At 72.4% G+C, this 24,807-nt stretch carries 10 protein-coding genes; 5 read left to right on the forward strand and 5 right to left on the reverse strand.

Features of this window, described 5'->3' with window-relative positions:
• Positions 1-10: 10 nt before the first annotated feature.
• Together ACLJRM_RS06390 and ACLJRM_RS06395 are read right to left on the reverse strand one after the other, a co-directional pair.
• On the reverse strand, positions 11-232 hold the full coding sequence (locus ACLJRM_RS06390) for a hypothetical protein (RefSeq protein ID WP_101606869.1): 222 nt from the start codon (positions 230-232) through the stop codon (positions 11-13).
• Positions 232-6,627 carry an SDR family NAD(P)-dependent oxidoreductase gene (locus ACLJRM_RS06395; RefSeq protein WP_410662557.1) on the reverse strand — a complete coding sequence of 2,132 codons (6,396 nt, stop codon included), beginning with the start codon at positions 6,625-6,627 and terminating at the stop codon, positions 232-234. Before ACLJRM_RS06395 ends, ACLJRM_RS06390 begins: the two co-directional genes overlap by 1 nt.
• A gap of 316 nt (positions 6,628-6,943) precedes the next feature.
• Here ACLJRM_RS06395 and ACLJRM_RS06400 point away from each other — a divergent pair, with 316 nt between their 5' ends.
• From ACLJRM_RS06400 to ACLJRM_RS06420, 5 genes are all read left to right on the forward strand, one after another.
• On the forward strand, positions 6,944-8,635 hold the full coding sequence (locus ACLJRM_RS06400) for a flavin monoamine oxidase family protein (protein ID WP_101606867.1): 1,692 nt from the start codon (positions 6,944-6,946) through the stop codon (positions 8,633-8,635).
• 19 nt (positions 8,636-8,654) lie between these two features.
• The gene (locus tag ACLJRM_RS06405) at positions 8,655-10,067 is read left to right on the forward strand and encodes a class I adenylate-forming enzyme family protein (protein WP_410604669.1); all 1,413 of its coding nucleotides are present in this window, start codon (positions 8,655-8,657) and stop codon (positions 10,065-10,067) included.
• Between the two features lie 26 nt (positions 10,068-10,093).
• The gene (locus tag ACLJRM_RS06410; protein WP_410662558.1) at positions 10,094-11,032 is read left to right on the forward strand and encodes an ACP S-malonyltransferase; all 939 of its coding nucleotides are present in this window, start codon (positions 10,094-10,096) and stop codon (positions 11,030-11,032) included.
• Entirely contained in the window at positions 11,029-12,588 is a 1,560-nt protein-coding gene (locus ACLJRM_RS06415) for an MFS transporter (RefSeq protein WP_101606864.1), read from the forward strand. The genes ACLJRM_RS06410 and ACLJRM_RS06415 overlap by 4 nt, the downstream gene beginning before the upstream one ends.
• Positions 12,589-13,393: 805 nt before the next feature.
• A complete protein-coding gene (locus ACLJRM_RS06420; RefSeq protein ID WP_410662559.1) occupies positions 13,394-16,165 on the forward strand; it encodes an AAA family ATPase in 2,772 nt (923 codons plus the stop codon).
• A 6-nt stretch (positions 16,166-16,171) separates the two neighbouring features.
• Here the strand turns inward: ACLJRM_RS06420 and ACLJRM_RS06425 are convergent, their stop codons facing one another.
• The 3 genes from ACLJRM_RS06425 to ACLJRM_RS06435 are packed head-to-tail and all read right to left on the reverse strand — an operon-like array spanning position 16,172 to position 24,354.
• Positions 16,172-18,898 (reverse strand): AAA family ATPase, encoded by a 2,727-nt coding sequence (locus ACLJRM_RS06425; RefSeq protein ID WP_410662560.1) that lies wholly within the window; start codon positions 18,896-18,898, stop codon positions 16,172-16,174.
• Between the two features lie 9 nt (positions 18,899-18,907).
• The gene (locus ACLJRM_RS06430; RefSeq protein WP_410662561.1) at positions 18,908-21,667 is read right to left on the reverse strand and encodes an AAA family ATPase; all 2,760 of its coding nucleotides are present in this window, start codon (positions 21,665-21,667) and stop codon (positions 18,908-18,910) included.
• Positions 21,664-24,354, reverse strand: a complete 2,691-nt coding sequence (locus ACLJRM_RS06435; RefSeq protein WP_410662562.1) for an AAA family ATPase — start codon at positions 24,352-24,354, stop codon at positions 21,664-21,666. Before ACLJRM_RS06435 ends, ACLJRM_RS06430 begins: the two co-directional genes overlap by 4 nt.
• Positions 24,355-24,807: the final 453 nt, after the last annotated feature.

Here is a 24,807-nt window from a genome sequence, read left to right on the forward strand (position 1 = left end):
CCCTCGCTGGTCAGAAGATCTCGTCGGTGAGGAAGTCGAAGACCTTGTCGACAGCGGCGTCGAAGAGCAGGTCGTCGAACTCGTCGTCCTTGTCTCCGGCCGCGTAGGCCAGCAGCAGCTTCTTCAGCGGCTTGGCGACCTTCTTCCGGTCTTCGGTGTCCAGGTCGCTCAAGCGCTCACTCAGCCGCTCGATGTCAGCGAGCACCTTGGCGACCGCTTTCTTGTCCGCCATCAGGAAATCCCCAGTTCGGTGGCCAGGAAGTCGACGACTTCGTCCGCGGTCGCGTCTTCGAGGCGCCCGCCGACGTCCGTTCCCGGCGTGATGCCGTCGAGCAGGGCCCGCAGCCGTCCGGCGACCGCCGTGCGGCCGTCGTCGTCGACCCCGCTCAGGCGCGCCTCGAGCGCGTCGAGTTCGGCCAGCACTGCGTCGGCCGCGCTGAGCGATGGCGGGGCCAGTTCGGTCAGCAGGTGCCCGGCGAGTGTGGCGACGGTCGGATGGTCGAACACCGCGGTGGCCGACAGGCGCAGCCCGGTGACGGTGTTGATCCGGTTACGCAGTTCCACCGACGTCAGCGAGTCGAACCCGAGGTCCTTGAACGCGCGCGCCGGATCGATCATGCCGCCCGCCTCGTGGCCGAGGACGGCCGCGGCGTTGTGCCGCACCAAATCGATCAGCAGGGCCGAACGTTCTTCGTCCGGCAGTGCCGTGAGCCGCTCGCCGAGGCCGGCGCCACCCGTCGTCGCGGGTCCCGCGACGCGCCGGGTCGCGACCTTCGCGAGCCCGCGCAGCACCGGCGCCACTTCGGTGGTCCTGGCGTGGGCGCGCAGCGCGGCCCGGTCCAGTTCGATCGGCAGGACGGCGGTGAACCCGCCGTCGAGGGCGGCGTCGAACAGGGCGAGCCCGGACTCCGCGGTCAGCGGCGGAAGTCCTTCGCGGGCCATGCGGTCGACGTCGTTCTCGGCCAATCCGCTGCCCATTCCCTCGCGCCACAGGCCCCACGCGAGCGAGACGGCGGGCAAGCCTTGTGCGCGGCGTCGAGCGGCCAGCGCGTCCAGGAACGTGTTCGCGGCCGCGTAGGAAGCCTGCCCCGCGGAACCGACGATCCCGGACACCGAGGAGTAGAGCGCGAACAGCGCGAGGTCGTGGCCGCGGGTCAGCTCGTGCAGATGCCAGGCCGCGTCCACCTTGGGGCGCAACACTTTCGTGAGCCTTTCGGGGGTCAGCCCGGTGAGCACGCCGTCGTCGAGGACACCCGCGGTGTGCACGACGCCGGTCAGCTCGACGCCGTCCAGCAGTGCGGCGAGCGCGTCCCGGTCCGCGACGTCGCAGGCGGCGATCCGGACTTCGGCGCCCAGCCCGGTCAGCTCGGCGTCGAGTTCGCCCGCGCCCGGCGCGTCCGGGCCGCGGCGGCTGGTGAGCAGCAGTTTGCGGACTCCGTGCGTGGTCACGAGATGCCGGGCGACGAGCGCCCCGAGTCCGCCGGTGCCCCCGGTGACGAGCACCGGCCGGTCCGGATCCAGCGCCCGCGGCACGGTCAGCGCGACCTTGCCGATGTGCCGGGCCTGGCTGACGAACCGGAACGCGTCCGGCGCGTGCCGGACCTCCCAGGTCCGCACCGGCAGCGGGGTGAGCGCGCCCTTGTCGACCAGCGCGAGCAGTTCGGTCCAGATCTCGGCGGTGCGCGCCCGGCCCGCTTCGATCAGGTCGAAGGCCCGGTAGGCGACGTTTTCGGGCGCGCGGACGTCGGTCTTGCCCATTTCGAGGAACCGGCCGCCGGCCGCGGTCACGCCGAGGGAGGCGTCGACGAACTCGCCCGCGAGGGAGTTGAGCACGACGTCGACACCGCGTCCGCCGGTGGCCGTCAAGAACTCGGCGGCGAAGTCGAGGGTCCGCGAGGACGCGATGTGGTCGTCCGGCAGCCCGGCGGCGCGCAGGACGTGCTGTTTGCCCTCGCTCGCGGTGCCGAACACCTCCGCCCCCAGGTGCCGTGCGAGCTGGGTCGCGGCCATCCCGACCCCGCCCGCCGCGGAGTGGATCAGGATCGACTCGCCCGCCTTGAGCCCGGCGAGGTCGACGAGAGCGTAGTAGGCGGTCAGGAAGACCAGCGGCACGGTCGCGGCCTGCTCGTCGGTCCAGCCGTCCGGGATCCGGGTCAGGAACGGGCGCTCGCCGACGGCGACCGGGCCGATGCCGCCATGCACCATGCCCATCACGCGGTCGCCCGGTGCCAGATCGGTCACCGCGGCTCCGGTGGCCAGCACGGTCCCGGCGACCTCGCAGCCCAGCGGCCCGGCCTCGCCCGGGTACATGCCCAGGACGTTGAGGACGTCGCGGAAGTTCAGCCCAGCCGCCCGGACGGCGATGCGGACGTCGTCCGGTCCGAGGCCGGGCTCGTCGATCGTGGTCAGGGCGAGGTTTTCGACGGTCCCCTCGCCGGATTTGTCGAGCCGCCATGGCCCGGCGGGCGGCAGCAGGACCCCCGCGCCCGCCTCGGCGATCCGCGGGACGAGCGGGACACCGTCGCGCACCGCGACCTGCGGTTCCCCGGTCGCCACGGCCATCGGGACCTCCTCGGGCGAAGCGTCGACGAGGACGAACCGGCCCTGGTGTTCGGCCTGGGCGCTGCGCACCAGGCCCCAGATCGAGGCCGCCGCCGGATCCGCGGCATCGGGTCCCGCCGCGTGTCGCGTGTGGACGACCAAAGTGGACTCTTCCCGCGTCACCCAGTCCTGGAGCACTTCCAGCACACGGGTGCCGAGCTCGTGCGCCGAGGTGACCGGGTCACCTTCGGACCTCAGCGACAGCACGGTGGGTTTGCCGGGGACGACCTCCGGATACGTCGTGCACGCCACCGGTTCCGCGGCCGCGACCGGCGTCCAGTCCACGGTGAACAGCCCGGCGGGGAGTTCCCGGCCACGCTCGGACGGACGGCGGACGGTCAGCGAGCCGACGCTGAGCACTTCGGCGCCCGACGGATCGACGGCGACCAGCGACACGGTGTCCGCCGCGTGGAAGGTGATCCGCAGCCGCAGCGCTGTCGCACCGCTCGCCCGCAGGCGGACGTCCGACCAGGAGAACGGCAGTCCACCGGCGGACTCCGCCGACTCGCGGAAGAACATCGCGTGCAGCCCGGCGTCCAGCAGGGCCGGGTGGATGCCGAAACCGCCGCCTCCGTCCTCGACGTCGGCGGGAAGCGCGACTTCGGCGTGGACGTCGTCGCCGTCCACCCACACCGCCTGGAGGCCGCGGAACACGCCTTCGTAGCCGAATCCGGGCAGGTCGTCGTAGAAGCCTTCCAGGGAGGGGGATTCTCCCGGCGGTGGCCACGCGACAGCTGTCGGGACGGCACCGGTGTCAGGGACGAGAGTGCCCTTGGCGTGGCTGGTCCACTCCTCGCCGTGCTCCGGTCGCGAGTGGACGGTGACCGCGCGACGGCGGTCGTCGTCCGCGGCGGCCACCACCACCTGCACTTCGACCGGGGCCGCGAGGACGAGCGGCGCGCCCAAGGTCAGCTCCTCCACGCAGCCGCAGCCGGTCTCGGCTCCGGCGTGCAGGGCCAGTTCGAGGAAACCGGTGCCGGGGAACAGGATGTCGTCGCCGACCCGGTGCCCGCTCAGCCACGGCTGCTCGGCCACCGAGAGCCGGGCGGTGAAAACGGTGTCGCCGCCGGGGACCGGGACCACCGCCCCGAGGAGCGGGTGCCCGGCGTCGCGCAGGCCGAGCCCGCGCGCGTCCTTCCCCGGACCGGGGGTGAGCCAGTAGCGCGACCGCTGGAACGGGTAGGTCGGCAGAGCGATCCGGCGCCCGCCCGGGACTAGAGCCGCGAAGTCGACGTCGACCCCGCGTACGTGGGCGGTGCCCAGGGCCGTCAGGATTTCGGGCACCTCGGGCCGGTCACGGCGGAGCAGCGGCCGGGCGACGCCGTCGTCGACCAGCGCCGAGAGCACGCCGTCCGGGCCCAGTTCCAGGTAGGTGCCGCAGCCGTTGTCCCGCAGCACGCGCAGCGCGTCGGCGAAGCGGACGGTGGCCTCGACGTGGCGGATCCAGTACTCGGCCGCGTCGTGCCCGCCGATCTCGCCGGTGACCGTCGAGACGATCGGCAGGTTCGCGGGGTGGTACTCGGCGAGCCGCGCGATCCGGGCGAAGTCGTCGAGCATGTCCCGCATCAACGGCGAGTGGAAGGCATGACTGACGTTGAGCCACTTGACCTTGCCGTCGAATCCGGCGATCGCCGCTTCCAGCGTCGCACGCGCGCCGGACAGCACGACGGCTTCCCCGCCGTTGACCGCGGCGATCCCGGCGCTGCTCTCGTATCCGGTCAGCAGCGCGCGGGCCGTTTCTTCCGTGGCACGGAGGGAGACCATCGCGCCGCCCTCGGGCAGCTCGCGCATGAGCCTGCCGCGAGCGGTCACCAGCATCGCCGCGTCGGACAGCGACAGGACGCCCGCGACGTGCGCGGCCGCGAACTCGCCGACCGAATGCCCGCACAGGTAGGCCGGGACGACGCTCCAGGACTCCAGCAGCCGGAACAGGGCGACCTCGACGGCGAACAGCGCGGGCTGCGCGTAGTCGGTGCGGTCCAGCAGCGCCGGGTCCGCCCCGCCGAACACCACGTCCCGCAACGGAGGATCGAGCTGCAGGTCCACGTGGGCACAGACCTCGTCGAATGCCTCGGCGTAGACGTCGTAGGTGTCGTAGAGTCCCCGGCCCATCGCGATCCGCTGGGCGCCCTGTCCGGTGAACAGGTAAGCGAGTTCGGCGGGCTCCTGGAGTGGGCCACCGCGCAGCACTCGCTCGTCGAAAGCGGTCAGGGCCTCGGTCAGGCCGGTGGCGTCCGGTGCCAGGACGAAGGCACGTTCGGCCAGCGTCGCCCGGGTCTTGGCGAGCGAGAAGACCAGGTCCGAGGGGTTCGCTTCGACGGCGGCGAGCTGCTTCGCTCGGGCACGCAACGCGTCCGGGTCGGCGGCCGAGAACGCGACCGCGATCGGCGACGGCACCTCGGGTGCGGGCGCTTCGGACGCGGCGGGCGCCGGTTCTTCGAGGATCAGATGGGCGTTGGTGCCGGAGATGCCGAACGACGAGACGGCGGCCCGGCGCGGTTCCTCACCGCGGGGCCATTCCACCGGCTCGGCCAGCAGCGAAACCGCGCCTGCGGACCAGTCGACCGCCGGTGTCGGGTCGGCGCCGTGCAGGGTGCGGGGCAGCCGGTCGTGCCGCAGCGCCATGATCATCTTGATCACCCCGGCCGCTCCGGCGGCCGCCTGCGCGTGCCCGATGTTGGCCTTCACCGAACCCAGCCACAGCGGGGCTTCCCGGTCCTTGCCGTAGGTCGAAAGCAGTGCTTGCGCCTCGATCGGGTCGCCGAGGGTGGTCCCCGTGCCGTGCGCCTCGACAGCGTCCACAGTGGACGCGGCGATCCCGGCGTCGGCCAGCGCGGCGCGGATCACCCGTTGCTGGGACGGACCGTTGGGCGCGGTGAGCCCGTTCGACGCGCCGTCGGAGTTGACCGCGCTGCCGCGGATCACCGCGAGCACCGGATGCCCGTGGCGTTCGGCGTCGGAAAGCCTTTCCAGGACGAACATCCCGGCGCCTTCGGCCCACGCCGTACCGTCCGCCGCCGCCGAGAACGGCTTGCAGCGCCCGTCCGGCGCCAGGCCGCGCTGATGCGAGAAGGCCACGAAAGGACCGGGCGTACCGAGCACGGCCACCCCGCCGGCGAGCGCGAGCGTGCATTCACCGTTGCGCAGCGCGCGGACCGCGAGATGGAGGGCGACCAGCGAGCCGGAACACGCGGTGTCGACGGTCAGCGCGGGCCCTTGCAGGCCGAGGGTGTACGCGATCCGGCCGGAAACGACGCTCGGCGCGCTGCCGGTGAGCAGGAGCCCGTCGAGACCTTCGGGCGCGTCCGCCAGGCGGGTGCCGTACTCCTGCGGCTCGGCGCCGACGAACACCCCGGTGCGGCTGCCGGTCAGGGTCCCGGCGTCGATCCCGGCGCGTTCCAGCGCCTCCCACGCCGTCTCCAGCACGAGGCGCTGCTGCGGGTCCATCGCCAGCGCCTCGCGCGGCGAGATGCCGAAGAACCCCGCGTCGAATTCGGCCGCGCCGGGCAGGAAACCGCCGTGACGCACGTAGGTCTTGCCCGGGGTGCCCGGCCGGGGGTCGTACAGGCCGTCGACGTCCCAGCCGCGGTCGCGGGGGAATTCCGTGACGACGTCCCTTCCTTCGTCCACAAGGGACCAGAGAGCGGCGGGCGAGTCCGCGCCGCCGGGGAAGCGGCAGCCGATGCCGACGATCACGATGGGTTCGCCGGTGGCCGCGCCACCGTCCGCGGCGTCCTCGGGCCCGGCACCGAAGAGGCGCTCGTCGAGGAAGTCCGCCAGCGCCTCCGGCCCCGGATGGTCGTAGGCGAGGGTCACCGGCAGTTCGAGTCCGGTCCCGGCGCTCAGCCACGCGTGCAGCTTCACCGCCAGCAGCGAATCGAACCCCAGGTCGGCGAAGGTGCGGCCGGCCGGGAGCGGCCCGTCCAGCACCGCCGACGTCGCCCGGCGCACCAGGCCCAGCAGCGTGCGGCGCCGCTCGGCGCGCGGCCTGCTCTCCAGCTGTCGCAGGGAATCCAGCTCGGTCATGCGCGCACTCGCCACCTCGGGTCGCCTGGCACAGGGAAGTCGTGCTCCAGCTATCCACAGCGGGCCGGGCGAGCGGGACGGAACTGTTCCACCGCCGGGTAACCGCCCGCCCCTCCGCCGGGTTTCCGTGCCGTGGGCAAGCGGTGGAAAAGGTATCCGTCGCTCCGGAACGGAATCGTTAACGTGGCTCTCGGCGAACCGGATTTCAGTGCCCCGATTTCAGCGCACAGACCCGTGGCCGCACGAGAACGCCGGCGTCCGCCGTGCCGGCCGGGTCGTCCGCGCGACGCCAGAACTAGTGCCGGAGGTAACGCCGATGACCATGTCTCCCGTCGAAGAACGCGTCCTGCCCCGCCCGCGGGCCGAGGCGGCTCCGCCGACGAGCATGCTGTGTCCCGATTTCCCGTTCGCCTACGACGACTGGATCCGCCATCCCGCCGGCCTCGGCCGGGTGCCGCGCCAGGCGCACGGCACCGAGGTCGCGGTGATCGGCGGTGGCCTGTCCGGGATGGTGGCCGCCTACGAGCTGATGAAGCTCGGCCTGAAGCCGGTGATCTACGAGGCCGAGCAACTCGGCGGCCGGATGCGCTCGGTGAGCCTGCCCGGCTACCCCGACGCCGTCGCCGAGCTGGGCGCGATGCGCTTCCCGCCGTCCGCGGGCGCTCTCTTCCACTACATCGACAAGGTCGGGCTGGAAACGACGCCGTTCCCCAACCCGCTCTCCCCCGCGTCGCCGAGCACGGTGATCAACCTGCACGGCGAGAACCACTGGGCCCGGACGTCCGCCGACCTGCCCGCGGTGTACCGCGAGGTCAACGACGCCTGGACGAAGACGCTGCAGGAGCAGGCGGATCTGTCGCTGATGGAGGACGCCATCCGGCGCCGGGACATCTCGACCATCAAGGCACTGTGGAACCACTTGGTCACCAAGTTCGACAACGTGTCGTTCTACGGCTTCCTGACCTCGTCCCCGCTGTTCTCCTCCTTCGAGCACCGCGAGATCTTCGGCCAGGTCGGTTTCGGCTGCGGCGGCTGGGACACCGACTTCCCCAACTCCGCGCTCGAGATCCTGCGCGTGATCTGCACCGACACCAGCGACGAGCACCACCGGATCATCGGCGGCTGCCAGCAGTTGCCGCTCGGGCTGTGGACCGACGAGCCCGCCGAGCTCGAATACTGGCCGTCCGGCACGTCGCTGGCGAGCCTGCACGGCGGCGAGCCGCGCCCGGCGGTGGTGCGGATCGACCGGACCGGCCGCGGGTTCACCATCGAGGACGCCGACCGCGACGTGCGCACCTATCCGGCGGCGATCTTCGCCGCGCAGAACTGGAACCTGCTCTCGGGGATGAAGAGCGACGACGCCTTGCTGCCGCAGCCGGTGTGGACCGCGCTGGAGCGCACGCACTACATGGGCGCGTCCAAACTGTTCGTCATCACCGACCGGCCGTTCTGGCTCGACCAGGATCCGGCGACCGGCCGGGACGTGATGAGCACGACGCTCACCGACCGCATCCCGCGCGGGGTCTACCTGATCGACAACGGCCCCGACGAGCCCGGCACGATGCTGCTTTCCTACACGTGGAACGACGACTCGCTGAAGGTCGCTTCGCTGACCCCGGACGAGCGGCTCGACGTGATGCTCGCCGCGCTGGCCAAGATCTACCCCGGCGTCGACATCCGCTCCCACATGATCGGCCCGCCGATCGCGATCACCTGGGAGACCCAGCCGCACTTCAAGGGCGCCTTCAAATCCTGCCTTCCCGGCAGCTACCGCTACCAGCGGCGGCTGTTCACCCAGTTCATGCAGCGCGACGCCGCCGACCACCACCGCGGCTTCTTCCTGGCCGGCGACGACGTCGCGTGGATCGCCGGTTTCTCCGAGAGCGCGGTCACCACCGCGTTGAACGCCGTGTGGGGCGTCGTCGAGCACCTGGGCGGCGGCACCCATCCGGACAACCCCGGTCCCGGCGACGTGTTCGACGAGATCGCCCCGGTGAGCCTGGATTGACAGTGGAAAGGACTTCCCCATGTTCGCGAAGATCTATTCCCCCGACGCGGTCACCGGCGGCGCCGCCTTCGAGCAGCAGGCCCTCCGGGTCGCCGAAGTGCTGCGCGACCGCGGTGTCGGCTCCGGCGACCGTGTCCTGCTCAAGGCCGACAACACGTTGGCCTACCTGACGATCCTCGTCGCGCTGATGCACGCCGGCGCGTCCGTGGTGCTCGTCGACCACATGGAGCACGCCGACCGTACCGCCGAGACGATCGCCGGTTCCGGTGTCGTGCTGGCGGTCGTCGACGACGACGCGCCGATGCCTGCCGACGCGCCGACGGCGTACACCTACGAGATCATGGTGGCCGCCGCCGACCGGACCCCGACCGATGTCCGGTTGCGGTTCGACGTCTGGGAAAAGCTGCCCGACAGCCTCGTGATGTGGTCTTCCGGCTCGACCGGCGTCCCCAAGGGCGTCGCGAAGAACGGCGCGCGGTTCCTGAAGAACCTGGAACGCAACGCCGACCTGGTCGGCCACGTCGCCGACGACGTCCTCCTGCCGCTGCTGCCGTTCAACCACCAGTACGGCCTTTCGATGGTGATGATCGCTTGGCTGCGGGACTGCTCGCTGGTGATCGCGCCCTACCGCCGTCCCGACCGGGCGCTGCGCCTGGCGGGGATGGCCGGCGCGACGGTCGTCGACGCGACGCCGTCCACCTATCGCAGCCTGTTCAACATCATCGGCAAACGTCCGTCGCTCAAAGCGGAATTCTCCCGCGTGCGCATGCTGTGCAGCGGCGCCGCCCCGCTCGAACCCGGGGTCGTGGAGCAGTCCGACGAGCTCTTCGGCATGCCGCTGCTCGACAGCTACGGCAGCACCGAAATGGGCAACGTCGCCTTCGCCAACATCGGAAACCCCCGTGGCTGCGGGCAAATCGTCGAAGGACTGACCCTGGAGGTGCGCGCCGACGACGGCACCGTGCTGCCCAGCGGCGAAATCGGCGAGCTGTTCGTCCTCGACCCGGATCTCATGGAGGGCTACCTCGACGGCACCGGGCAGGTGCTCCCCGTCGACCGCGGCTGGTACGCCACCGGCGACCTCGGCCGGCTCGACGCGGACGGGAACCTGTTCGTCGTCGGGCGCAAACGGGCCGTGCACCGCAACGGGCACACCCTGCACCCCGAGGTGATCGAGCACCGGCTGGCCGAAGACGGCTGTTCGGCGAAGATCGTCGCGCTGCCCGACCAGCGGCGCGGGTCGAGCCTGGTCTTCGTCGTCGAGGACGACGCACAACGGGACTCGCGCTACTGGCGCGACCGGATCTGCGGCGTGCTGCCCCCGGCCGAGCAGCCGAACCGTGTCCTCGTCACCGATCAGTTCCCGTTGAACCGCAACGGGAAACCGGACCGGAAGCGGCTCGAGCAGTTCGCCGCGGCCGAACAACTCTGATCCGAAAACGAAACTGGGTGTGCACAGTGGACATTTCCACGGATGCCGTCCTCTTCCCCGGCATGGGTCCCGCCCGTGCTTCGGAACTGGGCAGGTTCCTCGTCATCGACCCTCTGGCCCGGCGCCTGCTCGGCGCGGCGGAGCACGCGCTCGGCCGCTCCTTGCTGGATCCGCTGGCCAGAACGGGCGAAGAGTACAACGAGCACACCCAGATCGCGTTCGTGCTCGCGTCGCTGGCACTCGCCGAACGGGCGGAGCGGGAGCACGGGCTGGCACCGGTCGCGGTCGGCGGCGCCAGCTTCGGCGAACGCGCCGCCGTGGTCCGCGCGGGCGCCCTTCCGCTCGGGGATCTCGTCCGGCTCGTCGACGCCGTGGCCTGCCGGGAACGGGAGTATTTCGAGACGACGAACCAGGATCTCGTCAGCCAGTTCGTCGTACGGACGCCGGAAACGGCGCTCGGCGGGATCCTCGACGGGATCGGCCACGAACTCTCCGGCCGGTTCGACGAGGAAGTCCACCTGGTGACCCTGCGCGAGTCCGCTTTGGACGAATTCGTCCGCCGGGTGCGGGCCGCGGGCGGGTACGCGCTCACGACGATGCGTCCCGCCGCCCACGCGCGGATGCTCGGCGGGCTGCGCGACAGGCTCGCGGAGGAGGTCTTCGGCGAGTTCGACTTTTCCGCCCCTGACCTCCCGATCGTGTCCGATCAGGACGGAGAGCCGGTCCGGACCGGTGACGAGGCGGCGTCGCTCCTGCTGGAGTCGACGGTCAACGCGGTACGGCTGCCCGGGCTGGTCCACCGGTTCACCCGGCTCGGCGTCGGCCGGGTCCTCGTCGCCGGCCCGGACCACCTGCTGCACCGGCTGCCCGGGCTGACGTCGGCGTTCACCCTCCTGCGGGCCGACCTCCGGAGCACGCTGAAACCGAAACCCCGGCCCCGCCTTCCCGAGGCGGTGGCCGCATGAGCACCAAGGCCCGCGACATCGCGACGATCATGGTGTCCTGCCTGGCGCAGCTGATGGTCGCGATCGACATGACCGTGCTGCACCTGGCCGTGCCGGCGCTCACCACCCAACTCGGCGCGTCGGCCGAGGAACTGCTGTGGATCGCGGACGTCTACGGCTTCGCCATGGGCGGTCTGCTGGTGACCATGGGCAATCTGGGCGACCGGTTCGGCAGGCGGCGGGTGCTCGTGGTCGGGGTGGCCGCGTTCGCGCTGGGCTCGCTGGTGGCCGCCTACGCCCCGAGCGCCGAAATGCTCATCACGGCCCGGGCGCTGCTGGGAGTCGCGGGCGCGGCCGTGCTGCCCTCGACGACTTCGTTGCTGCGCGCGGTTTTCACCACCCAGCGGGCGCGGACCGCCGCGGTGGGCGTCACCGCCGGGGTATCGGCCGCGGGCTTCGCGATCGGCCCGATCGTCGGCGGGGTCCTGCTGGAACACTTCTGGTGGGGTTCGGTGTTCATGGTCAACATCCCGGTGGCGCTGCTGATCCTCGGCGCCGCCCGCGTCGTGCCGGAATCCCGCTCCAGCGGTCGGTTGCGGCTCGATCTGCCCAGCGTGCTGCTGTCCATCGTCGGGCTGGTGGCCGTGGTGTACGCGCTGAAGGGCGCGTTCTACGTCGGCCTGTGGTACCCGGAAGTGCTCGGCGCGTTCGCGGTCGGGGGCGCGTCGCTGTGGTGGTTCGCCCGCCGCCAGCGACGGCTCGAACAACCGCTGATCGACCTGGACCTGTTCCGGCGCCGCGGGTTCTCGGCCTCCGTCGGCTCGAACCTGGTGTCGGTGTTCACGATGTCGGCCTTCGCCCTGATCTCCAGCCAGTACTTCCAGCTCGTCCTGGGCTGGAGTCCGCTGCGCTCCGGGCTGGCGTTCGTCCCGGGCGCAATCGCGGCGCTCGTCGCGGGCGGTGTCCTGGCGGCCAAGGCGGTGCGCCGGTTCGGCCGGGCGCCGACGGTGTCGGGCGGGCTGGCGCTGGCGTCGATCGGCTTCGGGCTGTTCGGCGCGGTGAACACGGACTCGACGTACGTACTGGTGCTGGCCGCGCAGGTGGCGTTCGGTGCGGGCGCGGGGCTCACGCTGACCGTCACCGGCGACACCATCCTCGGCACGGTCCCCCGCGATCGCGCCGGTGCGGCGTCGGCGATCTCCGCCACCGCCTACGAACTCGGCGGCTCACTCGGCATCGCGGTGGTCGGCAGCGTGCTGTCCGCCGTCTACCACGCCGAGCTGGCCCTGCCCGCCGGCGTACCGCCCGAGCTGGCCGCCCAGGTGCGGGAGTCGTTCAGTGCCACGGCGGCGGTCGCGACCGGCCTGCCGGAACCGGTGGCGACGGCGGTCCGCACGGCCGCGGAGGAGTCGTTCGTCGGCGGCATCCGCACCAGCATGCTGGGCAGCGCGGCGGTGATGGTGGTCCTCGCGGTGGTGGCGCTCCGGAGCCTGCGCGGCGTCCCGAAGGTGATCGAGACCGACGTACCCCAACCACAACCCGACCCCGTCCCCGACGCCCCGAGCACCCGCATTTAGTCCTCTAGTCGCGGTAGTTGCGCACGCTAAGGACCACAACTAGAGGAGGTCGTGAGCGGCACACAAAGTGTCGTGCACAGACGTGGGCCTGGTGGTTTCCTGTGGGGTGGTCGTGAGTGGCGATTCGGGTTAGAGCCGCAAGGTCTTAGGTACCTGCTGTTGTGGCTGGAGTTGGTTGCAGGTCCGTGAAGGCCTCCTTGCCTACCCTGAAGGTAGGCAAGGAGGCCTTCACGGACTACGTGATCGCCCTCCGCAGCCTCAGCGACACCCGCCAGCCCCGGCAGTCACGGGCGGCGGCGCGTGAAGGGCCACTTCCCTCGGCTCAGCCGAAGAAACTCGACCTTCACACCTTCCCCGAGTACATGAAGGCCCCCTTCCTGTACCTAGGCGCAAGGAAGGGGGCCTTCATGTACTGCGGGGGCGAGCCAGGGCGACAGTGGCGTGGTGGGTCGAGTCGTTGCGAGGGCTTCGCCAGCCAGCCCGGGTGTCGCGAAAGCCACGGGCCACGCGCTGCGAACGCCACTTTCGCAACACGCCCCGATCCCCACACCCGCATTTAGTCCTCTAGTTGCGGTAGTTACGCACGCTAAAGACCGCAACTAGAGTACGAAACGCGGAGGGAGAGAGCGCTTTCTTCGGGAAGGCTGACTCTGGTGGAAGCGGTCGACCGTGGTCCGCCGGGGCAACTATGCTGGCCGAAGGTGCCCCGGCCGCCTGACCTCCCGACCGAGCGGTCCTCCGTGCGCCATGCTCGGAGCGACCGTCGCCCGGCCGCGCCGTGGTCCCGCGCCGGCCGAGGAGGGAAATGGGAGCGACGGCCGTCACGAACGCCGGACCGGACGACGCGCAGGCCGCTCTGGACCGGGTGCTCACCGGGTCCGGTGCGATCTGGGTGCTGCACGGCCCGGCGGGCAGCGGCCGCAGCACCGTCCTCTCCGGGCTGGCCCAGCGCGGACGCCGCTCCGGCGCCGCCGTGCTGGCCGTCCCGGCCGGTCCCGAGCCCGAAACCGTGTTGCTCCGGCTGACGACCCAGCTGGTCGAGCTGATCGCGACCCTCGACCGGCCCGAGCTGGTCAGCATGCTCAGCGCGGTGGCCTGGCTGCGGGCCCGGCTCGAGTCGGGCTCCGGCACCGGACCGCAGACGACGGCCCACGATCTGATCACCGTTCTCGCCACCCTCGCCCCGCGCAGCCGGATCGTCCTGCAGTTCGACGACTTCGATCTGCTGCCGCCGGAGCTCGCCACCGTGCTCACCCTGGTCGCCGAGGGTGCCCGCGCCACCGGGACGGTCACCGTCGCGACCGCGGCAGGCCGGGACCCCGGCGGCGGCCCGGTCGGCAAACTGCTCGCCATCGCCGACGGCACGGTGGGCCTCCGGCCGCTGACCGCCGCGGAGACGACGGCGCTGCTGCCCGGCTGGACCACCCGCGCCGGGCGGATCGCGAGCGATCCCGCGCTCGTCAGCGCGGTCCGCACCGCGCTCGGCCCGCTGTTCGGCAATCCCGGCACGGTCGGCGCGACGATCACCGGCCTGCGCGTCTCCGGCAGGCTGTCGGTCGTCGACGAACACGTCTGCCTGACCGGCGCGGGACCCCCGATCGTGCTGCCCGAGGGACATCCCGAGACGCTCAGGCTGCGACGGCTCGGGCCGCGCGCCCGGCGGCTGGCCGCCATCATCGCGGTGCTGAGCGAACAAAGCGTCCCGACCCTCGAAAGGTTGCCCTGGCTGGCCTCCGCGGCCGCGCTGACGCCGTCGGTCGCGGGCCAGGCCCTCGACGACCTGGTCCGGGCCGGGATCCTTCGCGGCGGGACGGACGGCGCGGTGGAGTTCGCCGTCCCCGCGCTGGCCGACAGACTCCGGCTGGAGCACGGCCTACGCTGGCGCACGGTGCTGCACCGGAGGATCGTGCGGGATCTCCTCGACCGTCATCCGGCCGATCCCGCCGAAATCGCCCCGCATCTCGCCGAGCTCCCGCCGTCACCACCGGATCCCGGGACGGCGAGCCTGCTGCTCGACGCGGCCGCGAGCGGGAACACCGACATGCCGGCGGCGCGCCGCTACCGGCTGGCGGCGCTCCGGCTGCTCGCCCCGTCCGACGACCGGTTTCCCGAAGTGCTCCGGGCCCTGCTCGCGGACAGCCTCGCGGCCGGCGGCTACGGCGCGCTGGCCGACGACCTCGCCACCGTCGTCGCACCGCGGCTCGCCGACCCGGGGCCGTCCGCCCGGCTGTCCGCCACCGTCCTGATGTGCTGGCTGGGCGCGCTCGCCCACGAGCAACGACTCGCCGAACTCGACGTCGTACGACCGCTGGCCGCCGAAGTCGCGCATCTCCTCGACAAGGTTCCCGACTGCCGTCTGCTGCTCGACGCGGTCAATCGGGCCGACCGCCCGGCGGCCGCCGAAGCGGTGCGGGCGCTCGCGCGTGCCAGTGGCGCGGAAGACGACCAGCTGTTCGCCCTCGGCGCCGGGATCCTGCTGGGCGCGCTGCCCGGCGACGGCGGCAGACCGGCCGAGGAGTGGTTGGTACTGACGGAAATGCCGCCGCACGAGGACGTCGCCGAAGCCGCCGAGGTCCTCGACACGGTCAGTGTCCTGAACGTCCTGTTGCGCGGCCGCTACCAACCGCCGACGTCCGGTTTCGCGGTCGATTGGCATATGGTCCGGCAGGCTTACCGCGAGGGCGAGTGGGACGCGGCGTTGTCGCTGGCCCGGCAGCTCGAAGGCGACCGCCTGTGGTGGGACCCGCCCCGCCGCCACCGGTTCGCGAGTGTGTTCGCCGCGGAGATCTGCGCCCAGCGCGCCCAGCCGGACAGGGCGGCGGATTGGTTGCGCCGCTTGCCTTTCCGGACTTCCGCCGACGCGTACGTCGCGTGGGTCAGGTGCCTGCTCCACCAGTCCGAAGGACGGCACGACGAAGCCCTCGCCCGAGGCTGGCAGGACTACGCCGAATGCCGCGACCGCGGGGTGCGAGCGGGGATGGAACGCCTGCTCGCCCGACTCCTGCACGGAGCGAGGCAGCAGGGGGACACCGAGACCGTGACCCGCCTGCTCGCCGAACTCGAGAGCCTCGCCGTCCGCAGCCCGACCGCGTCGGTCCAGGAGGCGGCGCTGGTGTGCGGGGGTCTCGTGCGCGGTGACATGGAGTCGGTGCGCGCCGGGGTCAAGCTGGCCCGGCAGTCCGGCGACGTGTTCCGGATAGCCGAGGCGTGCACGGCGTTCGGCGAGGTGAGCCCGGTCCCCGGGCCGTCACTGCTGGAGGCGCACCGGACGTTGAAGCGCCTGGACGCCGTCGCGGCCCTGCCGCACGTTTCGGATCTGCTCGATCGGCACCGGATCTCCTTCTCCCCGGACCGCGCGGACCGGACCGACCGGGCGGGGTTGGATCCCTTGGAGCGCCACATCGTCGGCCTGATCGCGAGCGGCCGCACGAACCGGCAGATCGCGGCGGCACTGCAGGTCAGCGAGAAGCGCATCGAAGCCCGGCTGACGTCGCTGTTCGAACGCACCGGCAGCCAGTCCCGGGTCGAGTTGGCGGCGGCGTGGCTGCAGGGACGCCTCGGCCCCGCCGGATCCTGACCGGGCTCAGCCCGCCCGATGGCCGCGCATCGCCGCGGCCAACTGGGCGCGGCCACTGATGCCCAGCTTGCGATACGAACTGGTGAGGTGCTTCTCCACCGCGCGCACGGTGACCTCCAGCAGTTCCGCGATGTCGCGGTTGCGGCGGCCGGACACCGCCAGTTCCACCACGCGCTGCTCGGTCGCGGTCAGCAGTCCGCCGTCCGCCTGATCCGGCGGCTCCGCGGACCCGGTCAGCCAGCTCGCCCCGCATCCGGCCGCCAGGCTGCGCCCTTCCAGCAGCCGCTCGCGGGCGTCGGGTCCGGTGCCGCGTTCCCCGAGCAGGATCAGCGTGCGGGCGAGTTCGAGCCGGTCTCCCGAGCGGGCCAGGGTTTCCGCGGCCTCGCGCAGGATCGGGACGGCGTCCTCGTCCCGGTCGAGCAGCGTCGCGCGGATCCGCAGCGCGCGCCCCACCGACGACGGCGCGCCCCAGGACAACGCCCGCTCGACCTCGCCCTGCGCGACCGCTTCCGCCCGCTTCGGATCGTCGGTCGCCGCGAGCAGCAGGGCGATCTGGCCGCGCAGTGGCAGCAGCACGCGGTTCCCGAACCGCTCCAGCTGATGCACGCAGTCGAGGAAGTACTCGGCGGCCGCGGTGTGATTGGCCTCGGTCAGGGCCAAGGTGCCGTACGCCAGGGACCGGAGCCAGGGGTCGTGCTCGACCTCCAGATGGTCGACGATCAGCCGCGCGAGTGCCGGATCTCGTTGCTCCATCGCGATTTCGGCCAGCACCCGCATCGCCGTCATGGTGATCCCGACCCGGCTGGGACCCGCCGACACCAGCACCGCCTGCGCCCGGTCGCGGGCGACGCCGAGCAGGCCGGTGGCGGAGGCCACGAGCGACTGTCCCGCCCAGGCGACCAGTGTCGGCAGGTCCGGATCGGCCGCGGGACCGCACGCCGCGGCGAGCCAGGAGTCGACGCCGTCGAGCGAATCGGCGGCGGCCAGCACCAGCACCGTGAGCGGCAGCGTGGTGTACATCTGGTCCGGCGAACCGGGTTCCCGCTCCAGCACCTGCCTGGCGAGGTCCACAATGGACTCCCGGGGCGCGACGCCCGCGACGGTCATCAGGTACAGCAGGACCGCGACCAGCTCCCGCTGGGCCGAGGAATCCTGGGCGGGCGCGGGACCGAGTTCCGCCAGCCGGTCCGCCGCCGCGTCGCCGGCACCGGGGACACCCCGTTCGAGATAGCGAAGACGGGCCTCCATGCGCAACGCCGCGTCGGCCGCGTCCGGACCGGGGACCTCCCGCAGTTCCGCGAGCACCTGCCGGAGGCGGCGGACGTCCGCGGCGAACCGCAGCCCGGTCACCACCGGGAGCAGGCCGAGCGCGAACGCGCGGTCCACCGGATCCCGCATCAGGCCCAGCGCCTGGTGCAGATGCCGGTGGGCGGCGGGCAGGTCGTAGCCGCGTTCGACGGCGGCGAGATCGACGAGCAGTTCCGCGCGGTCGGCACCCGGATGCGCCAGCGCGTGCTGCAGATACTGGGCGGCCGTCTGGGGCGACGAGTTCGCGAGCGCGGCACTGGCCGCGGTCCGCAGCACCTCCGCGGCCCACGGCTCGGGTTCGGCGACCGTGGCCAGCAGCTGCCGTCCGATCTGCTCGACCGGCCTTCCGTTGCGGTAGAGGACATTCGCGGCGCGCAGGTGCAACCGGTCCTGTTCGTCCGCGCTGAGCTGGTCGGCGACGAGATCGCCCGCCATCTCCCCCGCGAACCGCAGCAGCCCGTCTGCGGGGGCTTCGACGAGCCCCAGCCGCCGCAACGCGCGCAAGGCCGCGTCGAAGTCCGGCGAGTCGAGGTCGGCGAGCTCGGCGAGGACGCCGGGCTCGGTCGCCCCGCCGAGGGCGGCCATCGCCTTGGCCACCGCGGAGACGTCGTCCGGCTGGGCGCGCAGGCACCGGGTCAGCCGCGCCGCGGCGGGCGAGGGCCGCAGCGCGGCGAGTTCGGCCGCGGCCGGGGCGATCGGCCGCAGACCGTGGCCGAGCATCGCGTTGACCAGCGCGTCCAGCAACATGGGCGAACCGCCGGTGCGGGCGTAGCAGACGTCCGCGAACTCGTCCGCGGGTTCGGCTCCGCAGCGGGCGGTCAGGTAGGACCGGACACCGGCGGCCGAGAGCGGGGTGGCGTGCACCGTGCGTGCCGCGGTCCGGGCGATGTCCTTGACCACGACGTCGTCCGCGGAGTCGTCACCTTCCAGCAGGGTGGCCACGACGAGGACCCGCAGGCGGCTCATCCGCTTGGCCAGATACGCGAGCCACCGCGCCGAAGCCGGGTCGGCCCACTGCAGATCGTCCACCAGCAGCGCGACCGGACCGGTGTCGCGCACCATGTCGGTGAACAGTTCCAGCAGTTCGTGCAGGACGAGATGGGCGCGGCGCGCGTCGGGCGGATCGGCGGGGAACTCACTGTCGGCCCGGACCGCGGTGAGCAACTCCCCGCGGCGGCCGGATTCCAGCAAGGGTTCCAGCAGCAGCCAGACCACGCCGTGCGCGACGCCTCGGTCCAGTGGGGTCGCGGCCGCCCGGACGACGCGCACGCCCCGCGCGGCGGCCTCCTCCCCCGCCGCGTGCAGCAGCGCGGACCGGCCGGCGCCCAGCCCGCCGCGGACGACGACGAACTGCCCCGCTCCGGCACGCGCCTCGGCGACGGCCCCGGCGATCGCGGCCTGCTGGTCGACTCGCTCGATCATCATGACGACGGATCAGAGCTCCTTGTCCAGCGCGTCGAACAGCTCCCGCAACTCGGCCCGCCCGGTCACCTCGAGCTGCCGGTAGATCGCGGTGAGCCGGAGCTCGACGGCGCGTTTGCTCACGCCCAGTTCCTCCGCCAGTTCGGCGTTGGAGGCGTTCGCGAGCACGCGGCGGACGAGGTCGGTCGCGGCGGGCGAGAGCGCCCGCCAGCGCCGGGACGCCGTGCGATAGGACCGCCGCGGCCGGTCGGACAGCCGTTTCCCGAGGTCGGCGATGCGGGAGGTCGCCCACGCGAGCTGGTACGCGGTGGCCAGCCGTTCGGCCTCGCGCAGCAGTCGCGGCACGCCGCTGGTCTGCCCCCGGTTGATCTGCGCGGCCGCGAGCAGCAGCACCGCCTCGACGTAGAGCACCCTGGCGGGCGACTGCTGGAGCGCGTTGACCGCCTGCGTCAGCCGGAACACCGCGTCTTCGGACCGCACCGCGACACCCGCGCCCAGATGGGTCCGCCCGATCGCGGTGCGCGTGCCCCAATCCTGTGCCAGCCGCCATTCCTCGCTGATCATCGCGGCGGCGGTGTGCTCGTCGCCGAGCGCCTGCGCCGCGATGGCGACATGCGAACGCCACGGCACCAGTCCGGGGTTCTGCCAGCCGATCGCGTTCATCCGCCTGCCGCATTCCTGGAACAGCCCCAGTGCCCGCCGATGGCGTTTCAGGTCCAGTTCCAGCAACCCGCGCATGAAGAGCAGATACGGCGTGGAGTACAGCGGCCCGCCGTCGACGGCCGCGTCGACGGCGCGCTGGGCGGCCTCGAGATCGCCGCGGGTGAGCCCCGCCGCGATCGCGATCGTGCTCAGCGACGCGGTGACCGTCGGCGGCCAGCCGTCCGGCGGACCGGACGCGGTGGCCTTGGCGAGCGCCTCCTCCGCGGCCTGCACGCGACCGCGTTGCAGGTGGATCCAGGCCTGGCCGGTGAGGCCGAGTGCCACCGGCACGCCCGCCCCGGCGGCGCTCGCGTCCGCGATCACTTCCTCGTAGACGGAAAGCGCTTCCAGGACGTCGTCGGTCTGGGTGAAGGTGATGGCCAGCGCCAGCCGCGGCGAATAGAGGGTCATGGGCTCGTTCGACGGATCCGCCGCGCGCCGGGCCAGTCTGCGGGCCACCCGCCCGTCGCGGCACGCCGTCGTCGCCAGCCAGGACGCGGCCGCCGTCTGCTCGGGGGTCAGCGATGTCGGGTCCAGGTCCGTCAAGGCCGGGATGCCGAGGAGGACGGCCCCCGCGCCGGTCCCTTCGGCCAGCCAGTGCAACGCCGTCAGATCCGCGCGATCCCGGTCGTCGGCCACGGCCTCGCTCAACACGGCCAGCTCGCGAAGCGCGTCGTCCCTGGCCCCTCGCTGCATCATCAAGTCCACAGCGGACAGTCGCGTTCGGACGGTGTCGTCGCCGTCGGAGACCCGGGTCGCCCTGGCCAGCCGCAACCCGCCGGTGAACGGGCACGACGACGCCTCGACCGTCTCCAGCTCCAACCGCAACCGGGCCGACGTCCCGGGCGGCGCGGGTTCGGCGAGCGCCCGCCGGTAGTACCGGGCCGCTTCGGTGTGGTCCCCGGCTTCGCGTCGGCGCAACGCGGCCGCGTGCAGGGTCTCCAGCGCCCAAGCCTCGCCGACCGGCTGCGAACCGAGCAGCAGCCCGGCGACGTCCTCCTCCGGGGCGGCCCGGCGATGCCCGAGCTCGGCGGCCCGCCGTCGCGTCCCCGCCCGCTCCTCCGCGCCGGTCGCGGCCAGCACCCAGGTGGCCACCTGGGGGTTCATCGGCTCGGCGGGATCGGTCCCGATCAGGCCGGAGTCCGCCAGCACCCGCAGCGCCCGGTTCAGCGGCATCCCGAGCGGGGCGGCGAGCGGGCGCAGGTAGGCCTCGTCGAGGGTGCCGATCGCGGCGATCGTCCGCACCAGCGCGGCGAGATCGGACGGCAGCCGGGCGAGCAGGTCGAGCACGGTGTCGCGGCGCACGTCCGCGGTGATCGCGGTGATCTCCGCGCCGGGCCCCGGCCCGGCGGCCGACCGGGCGAGCACTTCCGCGAGCAGGGCGGGGTTCCCGCGTGTGGCCGCGTAGACCTCGGCCACCGGCGGACGCGGCGCCGGGACCGCGTGCACCAGCCGCCGGACGGCCGCCTCGCTCAACGGCCGCAACCGCACGACATGCCGGTTCTCCCAGGGAAGACCGCCGAGGCACAGCGGATCCGCGCCGTCGCCGTCGGCGTCCTGCGGGCCGGAATGCGCGGCGATGAGCAGCACCGGGTCGCTCCCCCTGCGCCGCTGCAACGCGGCCAGCCAGGCCTCGGACTGTTCGTCGGCCAGGATCAGATCGTCGACGACCAGCAGGACCGGGCGGCGCCGGGCCGATTCCAGCAGCCGCTGGCAGAGCAGTTCGTGCAGGACCTGCACGTCGGTGCCGTCCGAAAGCGCGGCGTGCAACCACGGGACGTCCGCGAGTTCCGGGATCGAGGCGAGCAGCTGGGAAAGCAGCCCGTACGGCAGCTCCGCCTCGGTGGCCGATCCGCGCGCGGTGAACACCTGCAGCCCCCGCTCGGTGGCCAGCGACGCGACCTGGTCCAGCAGCGCCGTCCGCCCGCTGCCCGCCGGGCCGAGCACGAGCGCGGAACCGCCGTGGCCGAGTTCGAGATCCCCGACCAGGCGGCTGAGCAGGCGCAGTTCGGTTTCGCGCTCGACGAGTTCGTCCGCGCCGTCGGCTTCGAGCCGCCGGACGGCGCTCACCGGGCACCCTCGAGCAGCACGGGACGGTCGTCGACGTGGCCGACGATCACGGCCAGCTCGCCCCGGCCGGTGATCCGCAGCTTGCGGTACACGCTCGTCAGATGCGTTTCGATGGTCCGGACGGTGACGAAGAGGCGTTCCGCGATGACCCGGTTGCTGATCCCGCGCCCGGCGAGCCGGGCGATGTGCCGTTCGGCCGGGCTCAGCGAATCGAGCGGGGAGACCTCGCTCGGGATACCGGCCTCGGCGGCGGTCCGCTGGGCCCGGCGGAGCAGAAAACGGTCCCCTGTCCGCAAACTCAGCTCGACACAGCGCCGCAGGCGGACGCGCGCGGCGGCCGTGTCCCCCGCTTCGACGAGCGCGTGGCCGAGGTGGAACTCCGCCAGCGCTTCCTCCAGCCGGGCGGGAGACCCGGCGAGAATGCCCGCAGCCTCTTCGATCAGCGCGATCCGGTCGGGGCCGCGGGTGGCGACCGCGGTCGCGAGCCGGGACATTCCGACCGCTCGCGGCGTGCCCCACCGCGCCGCCGGCTCGGCCCCTTCGGCCGCGAGTTCCGCCGCGGCCTCGAATTCCCTTTCGCCCGCCAGCAGGCAGGCGCCCTCGAACCACCACGGTGCCAGCAGCGGGTTGGCGATGCCGACGTCGGCGAGGCTCTCGCCGCAGCGGTGGAACAGCTTCAGCGCCGCCTCGCGATCCCCCGCCGCCCAATGCACCCGCGCGTCGACGAGCTGGAACCACGGGCGCATCACCGTGTGATCCCACAACTGCGGGGAATCCGCCTCCCGCAACAACTTCATCGCCTTCGCGGTGTCGCCCTGCTGGGCCGCGACGGTGGCGAGCGCGATCCGTGGGACCACCCCGCCGGTGCGCCCTTCGGCACGGCGGCTGAGCGCGTAGGCCTGTCCGGCGTCGGCGGCCGCGGTGGCGAGATCGCCGCACCAATGCCCGAGCAGGCCGCGGAAAGCGAGGTACTCGCTGCGCTGGGCCGGGACGAGCTCGATGGCCCTGGTCAGTTCGTTCCTGGCGACGTCGACCTCGTCGGTCAGCAAGAGCGCCAGGACGGCGGAGCTGACGGCCGAGTCGTCGGTGGTCGGGGTGTACCCGCGGATCGCGCGCATCGCCCATTCGGCGGCCTCGCGCGGCCGGGTCCCGTCGAGCGCGGCGACGACGGCGCACACGGCCAGATGCCTGGCGTCGACGACGGCTTCCGGGCCGTCGCCGGTCCGGGGCTGGATCCGGGTGTCGAGCTTCGGCAGGCTGTCGCGATCTTCGATGCCCACCAGGCACAACAGCCCTTCGAGATGGATCCGCAATTGCTGGTCCACCTCGCCGCCGAGGACGGTCAGCACCCGGTCCAGCACGGTGACGGCGGTCCCGCAGCGGCGGGCGACGAGCGCCGCGCGGCCCAGCTTCACCGCGGCCCTGGCGCGGTCGGAGGGATCCTGCTGCAGTTCGAGCGCGCGGCGCAGGAGGTCGAAGCCGCTGTCCGGTTCCAGCAGCGCGACCGTCTCGGCTAGCTGGACGGCCAGGCCCGCATCGGAAGGCCTCGCCGCCGCGGCGGGCCGAAGATAGCGCAGCGCGTCCCAGGGCGCGCCACGGTCGCAGGCGCAGCTCGCGGCGTCCCTCAGCAGGTCGACCATCCACGAGTCCAGCTCGCCGAGTTCGAGCAGGTGCTCGGCCACTTCTTCCGGCGACCCGGCCGCGTCGCTCAGCAGAATCGCCGCGGTACGCCGCCACCGGCCGAGCTCGGCGGGATCGAGGGCGTCGAGCAGTCCTTCCCGCACCGGGTCGTGCCGGAAGGAAAACCCTTCCGGCGCAAGGATGTGCTGACTCCGCAGCAGGTCGACGGCGGTTCCGGCGGTACGGGCCGGTACCTTGGCCAGCCGCGCCACCAGGGACAGGTCCTGCCCGCCGAGTACCGCGATGGCGGTGGCGACCGACCGGGCGTAGTCCGGGATGCCGGTGAACAGGGAGTGGATCAGCGCGGCTCCCGCCGCGGAACCGGCCACCGGCGCGACGCCCGCCGCGACCTTGCCCAGTTCGTCGAGCATCTCCCGCAGCAGCAAGGGATTCCCGCCGGACTGCTCGACGCAGTGCCGCACGAACGCTTCCCCCGGCTCCGATCCGACGGCCTCGCGCGCCAGTGAGGCGACGGCCTCCGCGGGCAGCGGACCGAGGTCGAGCACCTCGGTGCCGTACCAGGATTCGAGGTCCGACAACCGTTCCGCCACACCGTCCGGGCCGTCGGCGGCCGACCGGACCAGGATCATCCGCACCGGCAGCCGCGTCGCGTGGCGGGCGATGAGGCTCAGCCAGCGCAACGTCGGTTCATCACACCACTGAACATCGTCGACGGCGAGCACGATCGCGGGCTGCCCGCCCGCCCAAACCGCGAATCCCTCGTACCAGGCGGCGAAGTCGTCCGGATCCGAGACCGGCGCGCCGGCCCGGCGCAGTTCCGCGAGCAGTTCCCGGGAAGCCGCGGCCCCTTCGCCCCGGCAGATGACGGTGTCCGTGAGAGCGGCCAGCGCGGTGTCCAACAGGCTGGACTTGCCGATACCCGACTGCCCTCGCACGACGATGACGGAGCCTTGACCAGGCGCACCGGGGCTCAGCCGTGTGGCGAGCCGGCGCAGCTCGTCGTCACGTCCGGCCAGCGTGCGCCCGGGTCTGTTGGCGTCCACCATCTCCGCCTCCTGTCGTCCCATCGGGTCGCTGCCGTCACACAGAGCGAACAAACGCTTACGTGCTTCCATCTCATCGTGTGATCGTCTTACCGAATAGACCGGCCAACCCCGGCGAGGGTTATCCCTCGCTACGAGGATGCGTGCCGCTCAAATGAGCGCGAAGTCGGAGAGCGCGCGATTCCGAGGGCAAGGCGGCCACACTCGACGCGACACCACACGTGAGCCCGGTGCGACGAAGTGTGACAGAAGACCGCGCTCCAGGGAATGAACCGTGAACGACCCATGACATCCAGGTTTACCCCAGCAGGCCACCCGGCGTCCGCTCCGGTCGGCCGTGCCGCTCAGATGAGCGAACATGCCTCGAAGATCATTACGAATTCTTCCGAAATACGACGGTGAGCAGGGGCTGAGCCCGGACCGTTCACTGGGACCGCACCGTAATCGCACGAGCAC

This window comes from Amycolatopsis sp. lyj-84 (assembly GCF_046549075.1).
Classification (GTDB): domain Bacteria; phylum Actinomycetota; class Actinomycetes; order Mycobacteriales; family Pseudonocardiaceae; genus Amycolatopsis.